Annotated in this window: 12 protein-coding genes; 4 read left to right on the top strand and 8 right to left on the bottom strand. The window is 64.7% G+C overall.

Going from position 1 to position 17,314, the window contains the following annotated elements:
* The first annotated feature begins 78 nt into the window (after nt 1–78).
* From LOY42_RS24775 to LOY42_RS24785, 3 genes are all read left to right on the top strand, one after another.
* A complete protein-coding gene (locus tag LOY42_RS24775) occupies nt 79–1,191 on the top strand; it encodes a PepSY domain-containing protein (protein WP_258599598.1) in 1,113 nt (370 codons plus the stop codon).
* Entirely contained in the window at nt 1,188–1,373 is a 186-nt protein-coding gene (locus LOY42_RS24780; RefSeq protein WP_139667991.1) for a hypothetical protein, read from the top strand. The genes LOY42_RS24775 and LOY42_RS24780 overlap by 4 nt, the downstream gene beginning before the upstream one ends.
* Nucleotides 1,374–1,441: 68 nt before the next feature.
* Complete coding sequence (locus LOY42_RS24785; RefSeq protein WP_258599599.1) at nt 1,442–4,225, top strand: dermonecrotic toxin domain-containing protein; 2,784 nt, start codon at nt 1,442–1,444, stop codon at nt 4,223–4,225.
* 18 nt (nt 4,226–4,243) lie between these two features.
* On the opposite strand, the gene LOY42_RS24790 is transcribed toward LOY42_RS24785, so the two are convergent.
* From LOY42_RS24790 to glnE, 8 genes are all read right to left on the bottom strand, one after another.
* Nucleotides 4,244–5,686, bottom strand: coding sequence for a lipopolysaccharide kinase InaA family protein (locus LOY42_RS24790; protein ID WP_139667987.1), 1,443 nt, complete (start codon nt 5,684–5,686; stop codon nt 4,244–4,246).
* Nucleotides 5,686–6,438: a lipopolysaccharide kinase InaA family protein gene (locus LOY42_RS24795; RefSeq protein WP_102681883.1), complete on the bottom strand. Its 753-nt coding sequence runs from the start codon at nt 6,436–6,438 to the stop codon at nt 5,686–5,688. Before LOY42_RS24795 ends, LOY42_RS24790 begins: the two co-directional genes overlap by 1 nt.
* Nucleotides 6,435–7,169, bottom strand: a complete 735-nt coding sequence (locus tag LOY42_RS24800) for a lipopolysaccharide kinase InaA family protein (protein ID WP_258599600.1) — start codon at nt 7,167–7,169, stop codon at nt 6,435–6,437. Before LOY42_RS24800 ends, LOY42_RS24795 begins: the two co-directional genes overlap by 4 nt.
* Complete coding sequence (gene rfaP, locus LOY42_RS24805) at nt 7,169–7,975, bottom strand: lipopolysaccharide core heptose(I) kinase RfaP (RefSeq protein ID WP_258599601.1); 807 nt, start codon at nt 7,973–7,975, stop codon at nt 7,169–7,171. The genes LOY42_RS24800 and rfaP overlap by 1 nt, the downstream gene beginning before the upstream one ends.
* A complete protein-coding gene (locus LOY42_RS24810) occupies nt 7,972–9,096 on the bottom strand; it encodes a glycosyltransferase family 4 protein (protein ID WP_258599602.1) in 1,125 nt (374 codons plus the stop codon). The genes rfaP and LOY42_RS24810 overlap by 4 nt, the downstream gene beginning before the upstream one ends.
* On the bottom strand, nt 9,096–10,154 hold the full coding sequence (waaC, locus tag LOY42_RS24815) for a lipopolysaccharide heptosyltransferase I (protein WP_102681879.1): 1,059 nt from the start codon (nt 10,152–10,154) through the stop codon (nt 9,096–9,098). The genes LOY42_RS24810 and waaC overlap by 1 nt, the downstream gene beginning before the upstream one ends.
* On the bottom strand, nt 10,155–11,204 hold the full coding sequence (waaF, locus tag LOY42_RS24820; RefSeq protein WP_258599603.1) for a lipopolysaccharide heptosyltransferase II: 1,050 nt from the start codon (nt 11,202–11,204) through the stop codon (nt 10,155–10,157).
* Nucleotides 11,205–11,343: 139 nt separating this feature from the next.
* A complete protein-coding gene (gene glnE, locus LOY42_RS24825) occupies nt 11,344–14,277 on the bottom strand; it encodes a bifunctional [glutamate--ammonia ligase]-adenylyl-L-tyrosine phosphorylase/[glutamate--ammonia-ligase] adenylyltransferase (protein WP_258599604.1) in 2,934 nt (977 codons plus the stop codon).
* A 383-nt stretch (nt 14,278–14,660) separates the two neighbouring features.
* Between glnE and aceE the strand changes: the two genes are divergently transcribed.
* On the top strand, nt 14,661–17,306 hold the full coding sequence (aceE, locus tag LOY42_RS24830) for a pyruvate dehydrogenase (acetyl-transferring), homodimeric type (RefSeq protein WP_110697399.1): 2,646 nt from the start codon (nt 14,661–14,663) through the stop codon (nt 17,304–17,306).
* Nucleotides 17,307–17,314: the final 8 nt, after the last annotated feature.

Consider the following 17,314-nt stretch of genomic DNA (forward strand, 5'->3'; position numbering starts at 1 on the left):
ACCGAAGCCATCGCGGGGCCAGCCCGCTCCCACGGTCAGTGGGAGCGGGCTGGCCCCGCGATGGCTTAAGGAGCCGTGATGAAAAGCCAAACCATCCGCCGCTGGTCAGCGATCCACACCTGGAGCAGCCTGGTGTGCACGCTGTTCCTGCTGCTGCTGGCCCTCACCGGCCTGCCGCTGATCTTCCACCACGAGCTGGAACACCTGCTGGGCGATGCCCCCGAACTGCGCGAGATGCCCGCCGGCACCCCGCACCTGGACCTGCAGCAACTGGTGCTCAAGGCCGAGCAACACCGCCCTGGCGAAGTCATGCAGTACTTCGGCTACGAAGAGGACGAACCCAACGGCGTGGTGGCGATCATGGCCGCCACCGCCGGCACCCACCCCGACCAATCGCACACCTTCATGCTCGATGCCCGCACCGGCGAGGCCGTGGCCATGCCGGCGGCCAATGGTGGTTTCATGATGCTGATGCTTCGTCTGCACGTGGACATGTTCGCCGGGCTGCCCGGCAAGTTGTGGCTGGCCTTCATGGGCCTGCTGTTCGTCGTCGCGATCGTCTCCGGCACGGTGCTGTACGCGCCGTTCATGCGCCGCCTGGAGTTCGCCACGGTGCGCCACGACAAGTCGCGGCGCCTGCGCTGGCTCGACCTGCACAACCTGATCGGCGTGGTCACCCTGACCTGGGCCCTGGTGGTCGGCGTCACCGGTGTGATCAGCGCCCTGTCCGACCTGGTGATCGCGGCCTGGCGCAACGACAGCCTGGCGGCCATGGTCGCGCCCTACCGCGCTGCCCCGCCGCTCACCGAACGCGCCCCGGCCAGCCAGCTGTTGACGATCGCCGAACAGGCGGCACCCGGCATGCGCCCGGACTTCATCGCCTTTCCAGGCACGCGTTTTTCCAGCGAGCACCACTACGCGGTATTCATGAACGGTGCCACACACCTGAGTTCGCACCTGTTCACGCCGGTACTGATCGATGCTCGCACCCTTGCAGTGACGGCCGTAGGCGACCGTCCCTGGTACATGGATGCGATGGGCCTGTCGCAGCCTTTGCATTTCGGCGATTACGGCGGGCGACCGATGCAGATCCTCTGGGCTTTGCTGGACGTGCTGACAATCATCGTGCTCGGCAGCGGCCTCTACCTGTGGTGGGGCAAGCAGCGCAAACCCAGAGGGTCGCGCGCATGAGCCACAGGTCGCAAGCCACTGTACGCATCTTCGCCTGGCCAGCGTTGATTGCCATACTTGGGCTCCTGGGCCTGTTCGCCGCACTGCTCGGCGACGGTGGCTGGGACATTCTGGCATGGGCCGGCCTGGGTCTGCCGGCCCTGGTGAGCTTGCGCGGGCTGCTCTGGCGTCGGGTGCGCTAGCCCGCTACCACCCCGCAACCGCAGGTATTGCCAAGCATGGGGGTTTTCCTCAACCCAGGACCCGCCCCATGCGCCCCCTCGAACAACTGGAACAGATCGACCGACAGATCAGCGACCTGCTCGGCGGCCTCCCGACCCTTGACCCTCAGCACCCCATCAACCCCGATACACGCACCTGGCTGCACGGCCAACTGGCCAGCTTCTGGACAACGGCCGATGAGCATGGCGAAACCCCAAGACAAAAGCTGCTGGCACTGCGCAAGGCGCTGATGCTGGCCGAGGTTGAATTGCGCCTGGGCGACCAGACCTTGGCCAACGGGTCAGCCGAGCAGCTGCGGGCGTGCCTGGAACAGCCGCTTCCCTCTCAGCGCAGGCAGCTGCCGCTGGCCAGCAGGCCACAGGTCTATCGCGTGCTGCTCGACGGCATACGGCCCAACTGGCGCAGCTACCTGCCAGGCACACTGATCATCGTTGCCGGCACCGCCGAGGGCCCTATGCTCACGCCTCAGGATGCCGCAGGCATGGCCTTGCTATGCAGCCTCTCACAAGGCATAGAGGCCTTCGACTCCCTTGCCGCACTGCACCAGGAACTTTGCGAACGCCTGGAGGACCCACTCCAGAGCAAGCCTCTGCTGCATCTGTATCCTGACCCACAGGCGGACCGCGTTCGTCGGTCACAGCGCCTGCGCTATGACTGGTACACCGATAGCCTGCTGGAGGCCCAGATCGACAGTGCGATAGAAGCCCAGCGCCAACGCTTGAGTGACGCCGGCTTGTGGAGCAACAGCTCACCCGACCAGCACACCCGAATACATAAAGCCATGCAACTCTGGCACGAAGTCGGCGCCAAACCCATCCTGCTGACACGTTACTCCCGATTACTTGAGAAGAACCTGCCGAACTGGCTGCGCAACACCTCTGCGCAAGGCCTGAGCCATATGATGCAGGCCATGCAAGAGCTGGTGGCAATCGCCGAGCAGGCTGCTGCCCCGGGAGTGCTGAGCCTTAACGACTTCAAGCAACGCAATAGCCTGCTGGCCTGGGCCAACGCACGCCTTCGCGAGCGCCTTAGCCATAACCTGGGGTACGACACAGATCCTCGCGATATCAAGATCAGGGTCGTGCGTGCCCGCCGCACTGGCGCCATCATGCATCCCTTCGCCATCTCATCCTATGTCACCTATGTCGGCATGCGACGCGTGGGCCACGAGATGGTGGAAATGGTCGAGGAAATCAACACGCTCGAAGAGATCGCACTCAAGAACTTGCCGTGGTTCGATACCGACTACTGGCTTACTGCTCGGGTGAGCCATGCCCACGGCAAAGCCATGCCCGCCGGGCTCACGCCGCAGTATGTCAAGCACATGGTCCGGGAACTGAACGTAGGTGACAGCTACGCAAAGTACCTGCACACCCAACTTGTCAGTTCCAGAGCGGGCAAATGGCGCCTGACCGCGCACAGCAAGGTCAACCGTGCACGCATGCACGCTGAAGCAGTCAAGGCGCGCTACGCCGGACACTTTGGCGAAGACCCTTTCGAACACGGCTACAACTGGGTGCGCGCAGTGTTGGACCAACCACACAATGCCTTGCGTGCGCCAGTCGCAGGCTACCCGGTCACTGTTCGGCAGCTAAACATCATGGGCCATACCCTGCAGGGCGTGCTTCTGCTCAACAGCACCCCCTACAAGTCCCCGGCATGCGTGCTGTACACCCCGGATGCCCCGGACCGCAGGTCCTGGCGCCGTTTTCGAACAACCCGCGAACTGCTTCGCACGTTGCGCCAACAGCCCACGTTGAGAGCATACGTAGCCCAGCGCCTGCCATTGCTGCCTGCCGCCACGGTGCAACGGCTGCTGGACAAGGGGCGCATGAGCACACATTTGACGACACCCGAGATCAAGGACGACCTTTTCTTCGTCTACTACATCGCCGAAGCCCGGGCGCTGATCGCTCAGGCCGATGCCGACAGCATGACGACCAGGGAAGTGAACGTGGCATCGGTCATGGCGCTGAGCTGGCGCTTACTGGACTTCATCAGCCTCCTGCTGCCGAACCGTGCGCTGCTGGTGCTGTCGATCGGCCGCATGGCAATCGATATTTGGGACGGCGTCGAGGCCTTCAAGCAAGAGGATGTCGAAGGGGTGATGCGGCATGCCTATCAAGCGCTTAGCCACCTCAACGATGCGGGTACCAGTTTTCTTGGTTCCAGAGTGCTACGCCGATCCCTGCGCGGGATTCCCAAACAACCGCCACTGCCACTGCCCGCACGCCTCCAGGTACAACCAGGGAGCAGCCTGCGCTATCGCATAGACGGCATCTACGGTGAAGGTGTATACGAGCAAAGCTCGGCGTTTGGCGGGCACTCACTGTACTTCGTCAAGGACAACGACAACCGCTATTACCAGGTCAGCTTCGACGGCTACCGCTGGCGGGCGATCGACCCTGACCAGCCAGACGTCTACCTGCAGCAACCGCTCAAGCGCAAGTCCGACGGGCAGTGGGTCATAGACTCACCGGTACTTTGGTACGACGGGCTGCCCGACCTGAAGCAGTTACTGCAAGACTGCTACCTGCAGGTGCCTGTGGCCGGCCTGCCACTGAACATCGAACAAGGGCTCTTTGAGGCTGACGATCAGCTGTACCTGGCGCTCGAGAACGGACAGTTGCCGGTGCGTCGCCACCTGCTGCCAGATCATTACCACTTGCAGATTACTGTCGCCAACAACGCCGGGGTGGTGCCGTGGGCGGTGATGCGTCACGAAAACGGCCAGTGGCTGATACGCGTTCGCCAGGCAGGGCGCAGCAGTGACTGGCTGACACTGCCAGACCAACCACCGCCCGCCCAATGAAAGCCCGAACCAGCTGCCTTACTCGACCAGTTTTGGCAAAAGCCGGTCCAGTCGCTGATGCAAGGCGCTGCCGCTCGGCCAGTTGCGCAGCAACCGCGCCCGGTCACGGGCAAACGCCGGGGCGAAGCTGAGCTGAGTGGCGTGCTGACACATGGCGTCGAGGTCGATCAGCGACCACTGGCCGGCCTGCCAGAACAGGTTATGGCCTTTGAAGTCGCCATGGCTGATGCGCTCGCGGATCAGCTGCTGCATCACCCGTACCAGGGCCTCGACCTGCTCGTCGGGCGCCTCGCCGCTTTCCACATAGGGCGCGAAGCATTCGATCAGGTCCGGCCCGTCGGCGTACTCGGTCACCAGGTAGGCCGTGCTGCGCAGCCCCATCACCCGCTGCTCCAGCACCGCCAATGGCCGTGGCGTGGCAATGTCGAGAAACTCAAGGCGATGCCCCTCGATCCACGAATGCCAGGCCCGGCTCGGGCGCCAGAAGCGCTTGAACCAGTGCGCGGTGTTCTTGATGTTGTAGCGCTTGAGCACCAGCGTGCGGCCACCCACCTCGATACGCGCCACGCTGGCCGCGCCACCGGTCTTGTACAGGTGGCCCTGGTCGATCAGCGCATCGGCCTGCTCGAGTACCGGCAGCAGCGCCTCGACTTCGCCGCGGCGGATGGCGCGCAGGCCCGACAGGTTGCGCGCAACGCTGAACAGCGTGCATTCACGCCCGGCCTTGTCCAGGTAGTCCTTCAGGCGCCAGTTGCGCACCTTGTCCACCTGCTTCTGCAACGCCTCAAGCGGCAACGCATGCTCGGCGTTGGCCAGGATGTAATGCACCAGCGCCTCCTCGATAAAGGGCTCCAGGCGCTTGGGCAACTGGGCGAAGAATACCCCGAGGTTTTCCAGCACGCGCTGACGCGACAGCTGCTGGCCGGGCGTTTCGGCCTTGATGCCGGCGCCGTCGATCAGGTACAGCTGACCGTCCTGGCGCAGCAGGTTGTCCAGGTGCAGGTCTTCCTGCCACAAACCCTTGGCATGCAGGTGTGCGATGGCGGTCAACGCCTCGCCAAGCACCAGGTGCTGCTCGTCGGCGAGCATCGGCAATGATTCCACCTTGGCCCAGGCGTCACCCAGGCTTTCGGCGTGATCGAGGTATTCGAACAACAGCCAGCCACCTTCGCCTTCCTTGAGGCCATCGACCAGCAGGCGCGGCGTGGTCAGGCCCTGATCGGCCATCAGCCGGGCGCCATCGCGTTCGCGCTGGAAGTGGCGGGCGGCATTGCCGCCGACCAGCAACTTGGCCAGGACCTTGGTGCCACGCCAGATGCCGGCGCCGACATAGCGCTGGCCCGGCAGCACGCGCAGCAGGCTGAGCAGCTGCAAGTCGGCGCTGCCTGCGGCGTCGGCGAGGGTGATGGTCAGGGGCAGGCTCGGACTGCGCCCGGCCTCCTTCAGTTCGGACAGGCGCATCAGCGGGCCTCTTTGTGACGGCGGCGTTGGGTCAGGCGTTGCAGCCAGGTGGAAACCAGGGCGCTGTCCGCCGGTTGCTCCAGGTAGGCGGCCAGCAGCACGCGCACGTCGCCCTCACCCCAGGCCCGGGCACGCCGTAGCAGCGGCTCGAGGTCCTTGACCCGGTCACGCATGCCGAACAGCAGCGGACGGGTCTTCTCCAGGTCGATCAACTGTGCCTGCCAGCCTTCGCGGCGCTCACGCAGGAAAATGTGCTTGGGGTAGAAGCAACCGTGCATCTGCCCGGCGCCGTGCAGTGTGCGCGCCAGCTGGCCACAGGCCTGGAGGATGCCCTGGCGTTGCGGCGCGGATGTCTGCGGCCAATGGCCGAGCAAATGCTCAAGGTCGGTCCATTCGTCCAGCGCCCGGGTCATGAGGATCGCCCGGTGTTGGCCAGCCTGTTTGCGCTCCCCATAGAAAACCGCCTGCAAGGCCGGGATATCGAGCTTCTGGTAACGGCTGATGTTGCGAAACTCACGGGCGAAGGTCGGCTCGCCGAACGGCCGGTGCAGGCTGCGAGTCAGGTAGTCGCTCTGGCGCTTGAGGTAGTACCCCTTGCCCTCGAGCTCGAGGCGGAACACGCTGCTCCAGCCGCCGCGGCCGGTGTTGGGTTCGTCCACGGCGTCAAGTTGCAGGGCCCAGAGCGCCTCGAAGTCGCCCAGTCCGTGCCGTTGCAGCAGTGCCTGGTCGGCACTGGCCAGGTAGTCGGTCATTCCCTTCCCTCGAAAAAGCTCAGCACATGACGGATGCGCTTTTTGTCGCGCGCATGCAGGCGCGCATGCCCCCGGTACTGCAGGTAGAAGCGCAGGCGCTGGGTCGCCGACAGGTGATACTTGGCGACCTTGTCCAGGCAGGCCAGGTCCTTGATCAACCGGTGGCGCAGCATGAAACCACGCCAGAAGTCGCCCGTCGGGCAATCGATGAAGAACAGCGTGCCCTGGTCATCGACCAGCAGGTTGCGCCATTTGAGATCGTTGTGGGCGAAATGGTGATCGTGCATTACCCGGGTGTGCCGCGCCAGCTGACGGCTGACATGATCGACCCAGGCCGCGTCACGCAGGCGCGGGTCATTGCGCTCGGCCAACGCCGAGAGGTCCTCGGTGCGTGGCAGTTCGCGAGTGATCATCGCCCCACGGCCAAACGCCAGGCCCTGGCGCTCGAGGCCCCAGGCGACCACGTCGGCGGTGGGGATGCCCCATTTGGCGAACTGCTTGAGGTTCTGCCACTCAGCCTTGACTCGCGGGCGCCCCAGGTAGCGGCGCATGTGCTTGCCGGCTCCGGTGTAGCGTTTGACGTAGTAGTTGACCCCGTCCCGTTCGATGCGGATGACCTCGCTCAACGGGTCGCGGGTCAGACGCTCGCCCTTGATGGCGAACACCGCGTCGATACTGCCGAAATCGGCCGCCAGGTGCGCATACTCAGGCGCCAGGTTCCAGCTCGCCATCAGAGTGCGTCCCCGTAACGTTGCTTGCGGTCGTAGAGCTTCTGCGCCTTGCGCTCCAGCCAGGCGAGCAGTGCAGCCTCGTCCTTGAGCACCTGGCGCAACGAGCGCTGGAAGTAGCCGCGCAAAAAGCGCAGCTTGTCGCGACGGGTCAGACCGATGTCCAGGGCCGAGAAATACAGGGCCGCCAGGTCCTTGTCGCGCCAGCGGCGGCTGACCGTCGCCCGAGTCTGGGCACGGTGCAGGTCGATCACCGACAGCCGGAAGTCGTCCGCCGTCACCGGGCGATCGGTGTGCAGCAGGAAGTGGCAGATGTAGCAGTCGCGGTGGTTGACCCCGGCGCGGTGCATGCCGCCGGTCATCTTCGCCACCTCGGCGATCAGCGCACGCTTCAGGCGGGGCGCTGGCGGCTGCTTCACCCAGTCGATGCTGAAGTCTTCCAGGCTGACGGTCGGCGCCAGCTCCTCGGTGACGATGAACGAGTGCTGGGTGGCCGGGTTGCCACCCCGCTCGCCGTAGGCCACCGCGGTCATGGTCGGCACGCCGACTTCATGCAAGCGCTGGATAGCACGCCACTCCTGGCCGGCGCCGAGCACCGGCAGCTTGGCGCTGAACAGGTTCTTGAAGATTTCACCCCAGCCGATGCCACGGTGGATCTTGACGAAGAACCCTGCGCCATCGACCTCGGTACGCAGGGTGCGACGGCCTTCCAGTTCGCGGTACACCTCGCCCTGCAGGGCCTCGACGGCGTCGAAGGGGTCACGCCCGGCCCACAGGCGCTTGAACGGTTCGGCCAGTATCAGCTTCATGTGGTTTCCTGCCCAAGGATCACGTCGGCGGCATGCTGCGGCATGCTGTACAGGTCGGCGTTGGCGGCGAATGCCACGCCGTTGCTCGACCAGGATGCACGGGCCGCGGCGTCCTCGAGCATGCGTTGCAAGTAGGCGTTGAGCTGGTCCTGCTCGAACGGCTCGTCCAGCACCAGGCCGCTGTCGGCCTCGGCGATGTAGTGGGCGTAGCCGCACACCTGCGACACCAGCACCGGCAGGCCAGCAACCAGCGCCTCGAGCAATACGGTACCGGTGTTTTCGTTGTAGGCCGGGTGGATCAGCAAATCGGCGCCGAGCAGGAAGCGTGGGATATCGCTGCGCCCCTTGAGGAACTGCACCTGATCACCCAGGCCGAGCGCAGTACTCTGCACCTGGAACAGCTTGGGGTCGTCCTGGCCGATGACCATCAGTTTCGTGCGTTTGCGCAGGCTCGACGGCAGCGCCGCGAGGGCCTTGAGGCTGCGGTCAACGCCCTTGGTCTTGAAGCCCGAGCCGATCTGCACCAGCAGCAACTCGTCGTCGGCCAGGCCGAACTCCTGGCGGAAGGCGGCGCGGATGGCCTCGGCGTCGGCCGGGCGCCGGCGGTCCTGGGAAATGCCCGGCGGCAGCAGGTGGAAACGCGCCTCGGGAGTGCCGTAGTGCTTGATGAACAGCGGCTGCTGCACCTCGGAGATCATCAGGATCTCGGTACGTGCGTCCTTGGCGAACACCGCCCGCTCGTATTCGGCGAAGTGGCGATAGCGGCCCCAGCGGCGGTAGAGGCCGCCGCGCAGGGTCTGGGCCTTGTCTTCGAAGCAGCCGTCAGCGGCGTAGTAGACGTCCAGACCAGGCATCTTGTTGAAGCCGATCAGGCGATCGACCGGGCGCTTGGCCAGGTCCGCCGCCATCCACGCACTGAGCTTCTCGTTGCGCCGGTGGTTGAACAGCGCCTTGACCGGCGCCACCAGCACCTCGAAGCCCGGCGGAATGTCACCTTCCCAGATCAGCGTGTACACACGGATCTGGTGGCCACGCTTCTGGCATTCGAGGGCGATGCGCATGAAGTCACGCTGCAGCCCGCCAAAGGGGAAATATTTGTAGAGCACAAAAGCCAGTTGCATCAACGAACATCCTCAGCCAGCAGCAGCGCGCTCAAGCGGCCCGCCACATGCTCGGGATTCAGGCGAGTGAAGCACAGCGGCCACTCGCGTTTGAGATCGAACCGGCGCAGGTCCTCGGCGCTCGGTTTGTAGGTGCACTTCTTCTGCAGGCACGGGGCGCAGGGGAAGTCGCTCGCCTGGTGGATCTGGGCGCGTCCGTAGGCACCGGTCAGACCAGGGTTGGTGGGGCCGAACAGGGAGATGGTCGGCACATCCAGGGCGGCGGCCAGGTGGCCCAGGCCGGTGTCGACCGCCACGCAGGCCTTGGCGGCGGCCAGCACACGGGCCACGCCCGCCAGGTTCAATTTGGGCAGCACCTGGCAATTGTTCAAGCCCTGGGCGATACGCTCGGCGCGAGCTTTTTCCGCAGGGTTACCCCATGGCAGCATCACCTGCAGCTTGCGCCGGCCCATGCGCTCGGCCAGCTCGCGCCAGTAAGCCTCGGGCCAGTGTTTGGTGGCCCAGGTTGTGCCATGCAGGAACACCACGTAGGGCGCGGCGGGTGGCAGTTGCAGGCGATTGAGGTCAAGGCCGTAGTTGCCCAGCCCTTCCGGCAGGTCATAGGCCAGGGCCAGAGCGAACAGTTGCCGCACGCGCTCAACGGCATGCTGGCCGACAGCGACCGACAGCCGCCGGTCGTAGAAGCGGCTGGCCCAGCCCTCACGGGCAGAGTAACGGTCCAGGCCGGCTACCGGCGCTTTCACGTAACGGGTCAGCCAGGCCGACTTGACCAAGCCCTGGGCATCGATCACCAAGTCGTACTTGTGCTCGCGCAGGCGCTGCTTGAAGGCCTTCCATTCGCCGCTCTTGAGCGTCTGCCAGATATTCTTGCGCCAGCGACGGATCGCCACCGGGATCACCTGGTCGACCGCCGGATGCCAGCTGGGGATCTCGGCGAAACCTTCCTCCACCACCCAGTCGAAACGGATGCCGGGGATGGCGTGGGCGGCGTCGGTAAGCGCTGGCAAGGTATGGATGACGTCACCCAGCGACGACGTCTTGATGATCAGGACCCGCACTCAGTCGACCTCGGCCACGGTATCGATCAGGTCGGAGCCACCCAGGCTGTGCAGGGCGGCGATCACTTTCGCCGGCTCCAGCAGCCGCAGGCAGTTGTAGTGGCCGAAGCGGCACGTGCGGTCGAAGCAGGGGCTGCATTCGATACCGGTGCGCACCACCTCCACCTGGTCGGCCAGCGGCGGGGTGAAGCCCGGCGAGGTCGAACCATACACCGCCACCAGCGGACGGTTGAGGGCGGCGGCCACGTGCATCAGCCCGGAGTCATTGGACACCACGGCGCTGGCGCAGGACATCAGGTCGATGGCCTCGGCCAGCGAGGTCTCGCCGGCCAGGTTGCAGGATTCTTCACGCAGGCCCGGGATCAGCCGGTCGCGGATCTGCTCGCCAACCGGGTGGTCGTTCTTCGAACCGAACAACCACACCTGCCAGCCCTGGCGGATCATCGCCTCGGCAACCTCGGCGTAATGCTCGGCCGGCCAGCGCTTGGCCTCGCCGAACTCGGCGCCGGGGCACAGGGCGAGCACCGGGCGGTCCAGCTCCAGGCCAAACTTGGCCAGGGCGGCCTCGCGGCTGGCGGCCTCGATTTGCAGGGCCGGGCGCGGATACGGCTTGGGCAGCTCGATACCCGGTGCGTAGGCCAGGGCCATGAAGCGCTCGATCATCAGCGGGTAACGCGCCTTGTCCAGCTTGCGCACATCGTTGAGCAGCAGGTAGCGCATCTCGCCGCGCCAGCCGGTGCGCTTGGGGATGCCGGCGAAATACGGCACCAGCGCCGACTTGAGCGAATTGGGCAGCAGGATCGCCTGGTCGTACTGGCCGGCCAGCGACTTGCCGATGCGCCGCCGCGTGGCCAGCTCCAGCGCGCCGTGGCCGAGCGGGAAGCTCAAGGCCTGGCGCACCTCGGGCATGCGTTCGAGGATGGGCCGGCTCCACTCGGGTGCCAGCACGTCGATCACGCAGTCGGGGTGCTGCTGTTTGAGGCTCTGGAACAGGGTCTGCGCCATCACCATGTCGCCGACCCAGCTGGGGCCAATGATCAGTATTCTCATGCTTTATCCAGAAACATTCGGGGAGGCTGCAGGCTGCGCTACAACCTGGCCTCCCCTCTTTATATTCAGGCTATGTGGCGGACAGTGTACCACCGAGGGCGCATTGCGCCCTTTTCGCCGCAGCGCGGCCCCGGCAAGCTCAGGTCAACCCAAGCTGCCCCCAGATCCGCCTTACCTCACGGCGCTCCTCGGCGAACTGCGCCGCGTCGATCACCCCGGCCTGCTTCTGCAAGGCCTGGCGGTGCGAGGCCGAGCGGAACGCCTTGTACAGTTCGCGCAGCAGCACGGCGTCGGCGGCGGGCATCAACCCGGCCTGTTCGAGCTCTTCGAGGATGCGGATGTTGTCGGTCCAGCGCAGTATGGCCGGATGGTCGTGGGACCAGGCCAAAGCGGCGTATTGCACCATAAATTCGATATCCACGATACCGCCGGCATCCTGCTTGATATCGAAGGGCTGGCCGGCATCGAAGGCATTGCCCGCAGTGCCTGCGCCGGTGGCCTTGGTGCCCAGGTTGTCGCGCATCTTGGCGCGCATCTCGCTCACTTCGACGCGTAGCTTGTCCAGGTCACGGGGCTGGCCGAGCACCTTGGCCCTAACGCCCTCGAAGGCCGTCGCCACCTGCGGGCAGCCGACCAGCACCCGGGCCCGTACCAGGGCCTGGTGTTCCCAGGTCCAGGCCTCGTTCTGCTGGTAGCGCTCGAAGGCGCCCAACGAGCTCACCAGCAACCCCGAGGCGCCGGACGGACGCAAGCGCATGTCCACGTCGTAGAGCTGGCCGGAGTTGGTCTGGGTGGTCAACAGGTGGATGATGCGCTGGCCCAGGCGGGTATAGAACTGCGCGCTGTCGATCGGCTTGGCGCCGTCGGTCTCGGCGTTGGGGTCACCATCGTGGATGAACACCAGGTCCAGGTCCGAACCGTGGCCCAGCTCGAGGCCGCCGACTTTGCCATAGCCGACGATGATGAAGCCAGGGTCGCACAGGCTGCCGTCGCTGCGCTTGGGCTGGCCATGGCGCGCCACGGTCTGGCGCCAGGCCAGGGCCAGTACTTGGTCGAGAATGGCCTCGGCCAGCCAGGTCAGGTAGTCGCTGACCTTCATCAGGGGCAGGTTGCCGCTGATCTCCGAGGCGGCCACGCGCAGGCTGTGGGCCAGCTTGAAGTGGCGCAGCGCCTCCATCTGCTGCTCAAGGTCATCCTCGGGGATGCGGGTGAGCCGCTCACGCAGCTCGGCAGCCAGCTCCGGGGCCAGCGGCGGGCTGAACAGCCGGCCTTCATTGAGCAGCTCGTCAAGCAGCAGCGGGTAACGGGCAATCTGCTCGGCAATCCATGGACTGGCCGCGCACAAGGTCAGCAGACGGCGCAACGCGCCGGGATTTTCAGTGAGCAGCACCAGATAGGCAGAGCGGCGCGCGACCGCCTCGACCAGGGGCAGCACCCGCTCCAGCACCAGGTCAGGGTTGTCGTGCTCGACCGCCTGGGCCAGCAGACGCGGGATGAAGGCATCCAGGCGTTCACGACCGATGCGCTGCATCGAGCGCAGCGTCGGGCTGACACGCAAGGCGTTGAGCCGGCGCAGCGCCTCGGCAGGCTGGTGGAAACCGGCTTCCTGCAACTGGCGCCCGGCGGCTTCTTCATCCTGGGCCTGCTCCCACAGAGGCGACCATTCGCCACCGACTACGAGTTCGCCCTCGGCCTCATCCTCATCCGGATCGGCGATCACCTGACGGAAATGCCAGTCGATCCGCCCACGCCAGTGCATCAGTTGGGCATGGAAGCCCTCCCAGTCGGCAAAGCCCAGCATATAGGCGATGCGCGCGCGGTCGGTCGGGTCATCCGGGAGCATCTGGGTCTGGCGGTCGGCGATGGCCTGGATCGCGTGCTCGGTGTAACGCAGGAACTCATAGCCGTCGCGCAGCTCGGCGACCACCGCCGGCGGCAGGTAGCCCTGGCCCTCCAGGGTAGTCAGCACCTTCAGCAGCGGCCGCTGTTGCAGGCTCAGGTCGCGGCCGCCATGGATCAGCTGGAATGCCTGGGCGATGAACTCGACCTCGCGGATGCCGCCGGCCCCCAGCTTGATGTTGTCGGCCATGCCCTTGCGGCGCACCTCCTGCTGGATCAGCTGCTTCATGGTGCGCAGCGCTTCGATCGCGGAGAAGTCCAGGTAGCGCCTATAGACGAAAGGCCGCAGCATTTCCTGCAACTGCGCGCCGGCCGCCTGGTCGCCGGCCACCACCCGCGCCTTGATCATGGCGTAGCGTTCCCAGTCGCGCCCCTGATCCTGGTAGTACTGCTCCAGGGCATTGAAGCTGAGCACCAGCGCGCCGGCCGAACCGTACGGGCGCAGGCGCATGTCGACACGGAACACGAAGCCATCGACGGTGACCGGGTCAAGCGCCTTGATCAGACGCTGGCCGAGGCGGGTGAAGAACTCCTGGTTGTCCAGCGAGCGCTTCACGCCCTCGGTTTCACCGCCCTCGGGGAAGGCAAAGATCAGGTCGATGTCCGACGACAGGTTCAGTTCCACCGCGCCCAGCTTGCCCATGCCCAGCACCACCAGGTGCTGAGGCTGGCCGCTGCGGTTGCCGATGGGTGTGCCGAACTGCTGGCAATGGCGCGGGTATAGCCACTGATAGGCCTCGTCGATGCTGGCGTCGGCCAGGTCGGACAGGTCGCGGCAGGTCTCGGCCAACGCTGCCTGGCGGCTCAGGTCGCGCCAGATGATGCGCAACTGCTGGCGATTACGCTCGCGGCGCAGGTTGCGCGCCAGTTCGTCCTCGCTTTGCGCAGCCTGGGCGACGACGTGGATGTGAGCACGCAGTTGGCCCGGGGTGTATGCCCGGTCCATCGCGCCACTGGCCAGCAGCTCGAACAGCACCGCCGGATCGCGCTGGGCCTGCGCCAGGACGAAGTCGCTGGCCGCGGCAACCTGGTCGAACTGGCGTCGATGCTCGGCGCCCAGGCTGTCCAGGTGCAGATCAGCATGACCGGCCAAGGCATCGCGGAGAAATTGCTGGTTGCGAGCGACCAGTGGTTGGAGAGCGGCAGGCAGATCGAGCGGCAAAGGCAGGCGCATGGTCTATCCTTGATCGGCGTGAAAGAGAGCGGTTGGGGAGGTCAAACGGGGGTTGGACCACGGTTGGACTGTCGTACAAAAGTTGGAAATAGCTGATAAAGCCGAAAAATTGGCAAAACCCATCAAGATTCACCTGCTCGCGACACACCGCCAACCAACATGAACGTTTTTCCTCACAACCCGGGATGCGACCAAACGTCGCATTTGTGTAGTTTTACTACTACGCCCAACGTGCAAAAGCATGAAATGCGAAAGCATTTGTAGTAAAACTACACCGCGCCGGATGACTGTCCGGTAATCCAAGAATTCACGACGTCTGCCCATAAGGCCAGTCGCAAACTCAGGCCATCGATTCTGGTGGCCTTTCCGCCCTGGAGCAAGCCATGCAAGACCTCGATCCAATCGAAACCCAGGAATGGCTGGATGCCCTGGAGTCGGTCCTCGACAAAGAAGGCGAAGACCGCGCTCATTACCTGATGACCCGTATGGGCGAGCTGGCCACCCGCAGTGGCTCCCAGCTGCCATATGCCATCACCACGCCGTATCGCAACACCATCCCTGTCACCCACGAAGCACGCATGCCCGGCGACCTGTTCATGGAACGCCGCATTCGCTCGATGGTGCGTTGGAACGCCCTGGCCATGGTCATGCGCACCAACCTGAAAGACTCGGACCTGGGCGGACACATCTCCAGCTTCGCCTCCAGCGCCACCTTGTATGACATCGGCTTCAACTACTTCTTCCAGGCCCCGACCGACGAACACGGCGGCGACCTGATCTTCTTCCAGGGCCACGCATCCCCTGGCGTCTACGCCCGCGCCTTCATGGAAGGCCGCATCAACGAAGAGCAGATGAACAACTTCCGCCAGGAAGTGGATGGCAACGGCCTGTCTTCGTACCCGCACCCATGGCTGATGCCTGACTTCTGGCAGTTCCCGACCGTTTCGATGGGTCTGGGCCCGATCCAGGCCATCTACCAAGCGCGCTTCATGAAATACCTGGAAGCCCGCGGCTTCATCCCGGCCGGCAAGCAGAAGGTCTGGTGCTTCATGGGCGACGGCGAGTGCGACGAGCCGGAATCCCTGGGCGCAATCGCCCTGGCCGGCCGCGAGAAGCTGGACAACCTGATCTTCGTCATCAACTGCAACCTGCAGCGCCTCGACGGCCCGGTTCGCGGCAACGGCAAGATCATCCAGGAACTCGAAGGCGTGTTCCGTGGCGGTGGCTGGAACGTCAACAAAGTCGTCTGGGGCCGCTTCTGGGACCCGCTGCTGGCCAAGGACACCAACGGTGCCCTGCAGCGCCGCATGGACGAAGTCATCGACGGCGAGTACCAGAACTACAAGGCCAAGGACGGCGCGTACGTCCGTGAGAACTTCTTCAACACTCCAGAGCTCAAGGCCATGGTCGAAGACCTGTCCGACGAGGAGATCTGGAAGCTCAACCGTGGCGGCCACGACCCGTACAAGGTCTACGCGGCCTACCACCAGGCCGTGAACCACAAAGAGCAGCCAACCGTCATCCTGGCCAAGACCATCAAGGGTTACGGTACCGGTGCCGGCGAAGCCAAGAACACCGCGCACAACACCAAGAAGGTCGACGTCGACAGCCTGCGTCACTTCCGTGACCGCTTCGACATCCCGGTCAAGGATGCCGACCTCGAGAACCTGCCATTCTTCAAGCCCGAAGAAGGTTCCGCCGAAGCCAAGTACCTGGCCGAACGCCGTGCTGCCCTGGGCGGTTTCGTGCCGCAGCGCCGCGCCAAGAGCTTCAGCGTGCCGACCCCGCCACTGGAAACGCTGAAAGCGATCCTCGACGGCTCGGGCGACCGCGAAATCTCCACCACCATGGCCTTCGTGCGCATCCTGGCGCAGCTGGTCAAGGACAAGGACATCGGCCAGCGCATCGTCCCGATCATCCCGGACGAAGCCCGTACCTTCGGTATGGAAGGCATGTTCCGCCAGCTGGGCATCTACTCGTCGGTCGGCCAGCTCTACGAGCCAGTCGACAAAGACCAGGTGATGTTCTACCGCGAAGACAAGAAGGGCCAGATCCTCGAGGAAGGCATCAACGAAGCCGGCGCCATGTCGTCGTTCATCGCTGCCGGTACCTCGTACAGCTGCCACAACCAGCCGATGCTGCCGTTCTACATCTTCTACTCGATGTTCGGCTTCCAGCGTATCGGCGACCTGGCCTGGGCCGCTGGCGACAGCCGCACCCGTGGTTTCCTGATCGGCGGTACCGCCGGCCGTACCACCCTCAACGGTGAAGGCCTGCAGCACGAAGACGGTCACAGCCACATGATGGCGGGCACCATCCCGAACTGCCGCACCTACGATCCGACCTACGGCTACGAGCTGGCGGTGATCATCCAGGACGGCATGAAGAAGATGACCGAAGAGCAGCAGGACATCTTCTACTACATCACCGTGATGAACGAATCCTACCAGCAGCCAGCCATGCCGGCCGGTGTCGAGGAAGGCATCATCAAGGGCATGTACCTGCTCGAAGAAGACACCCGCGAAGCCGCGCACCACGTACAGCTGATGGGCTCCGGCACCATCCTGCGCGAAGTCCGCGAAGCGGCGAAGATCCTGCGTGAAGAATTCAACGTCGGCGCCGACGTGTGGAGCGTCACCAGCTTCAACGAACTGCGTCGCGACGGCCTGGCCGTGGAACGCGCCAACCGCCTCAAGCCTGGCCAGAAGCCTCAGCAGACCTACGTCGAAGAGTGCCTGGCCGGTCGCAAGGGCCCGGTCATCGCCTCCACCGACTACATGAAGCTGTTCGCCGAGCAGATTCGCCAGTGGGTGCCGAGCAAAGAGTTCAAGGTCCTGGGTACCGACGGTTACGGTCGCAGCGACAGCCGCAAGAAGCTGCGTCACTTCTTCGAAGTCGACCGCCACTTCGTGGTGCTGGCTGCCCTGGAAGCCCTGGCTGACCGTGGCGAGATCGAACCCAAGGTTGTGGCTGACGCCATCGTCAAGTTCGGCATCGACCCGGACAAGCGCAACCCACTGGACTGCTGAGGAGTATT

It is taken from the genome of Pseudomonas sp. B21-023, from assembly GCF_024749165.1.
In the GTDB taxonomy this organism is placed as follows: Bacteria; Pseudomonadota; Gammaproteobacteria; order Pseudomonadales; family Pseudomonadaceae; genus Aquipseudomonas.

Bases quoted from the DNA above. Each gene is read 5' to 3' on its own strand.
- LOY42_RS24775 (WP_258599598.1), top strand. From the start codon at position 79: ATGAAAAGCCAAACCATCCGCCGCTGGTCAGCGATCCACACCTGGAGC.
- LOY42_RS24780 (WP_139667991.1), top strand. From the start codon at position 1,188: ATGAGCCACAGGTCGCAAGCCACTGTACGCATCTTCGCCTGGCCAGCG.
- LOY42_RS24785 (WP_258599599.1), top strand. From the start codon at position 1,442: ATGCGCCCCCTCGAACAACTGGAACAGATCGACCGACAGATCAGCGAC.
- LOY42_RS24790 (WP_139667987.1), bottom strand. From the start codon at position 5,686: ATGCGCCTGTCCGAACTGAAGGAGGCCGGGCGCAGTCCGAGCCTGCCC.
- LOY42_RS24795 (WP_102681883.1), bottom strand. From the start codon at position 6,438: ATGACCGACTACCTGGCCAGTGCCGACCAGGCACTGCTGCAACGGCAC.
- LOY42_RS24800 (WP_258599600.1), bottom strand. From the start codon at position 7,169: ATGGCGAGCTGGAACCTGGCGCCTGAGTATGCGCACCTGGCGGCCGAT.
- rfaP (WP_258599601.1), bottom strand. From the start codon at position 7,975: ATGAAGCTGATACTGGCCGAACCGTTCAAGCGCCTGTGGGCCGGGCGT.
- LOY42_RS24810 (WP_258599602.1), bottom strand. From the start codon at position 9,096: ATGCAACTGGCTTTTGTGCTCTACAAATATTTCCCCTTTGGCGGGCTG.
- waaF (WP_258599603.1), bottom strand. From the start codon at position 11,204: ATGAGAATACTGATCATTGGCCCCAGCTGGGTCGGCGACATGGTGATG.
- glnE (WP_258599604.1), bottom strand. From the start codon at position 14,277: ATGCGCCTGCCTTTGCCGCTCGATCTGCCTGCCGCTCTCCAACCACTG.
- aceE (WP_110697399.1), top strand. From the start codon at position 14,661: ATGCAAGACCTCGATCCAATCGAAACCCAGGAATGGCTGGATGCCCTG.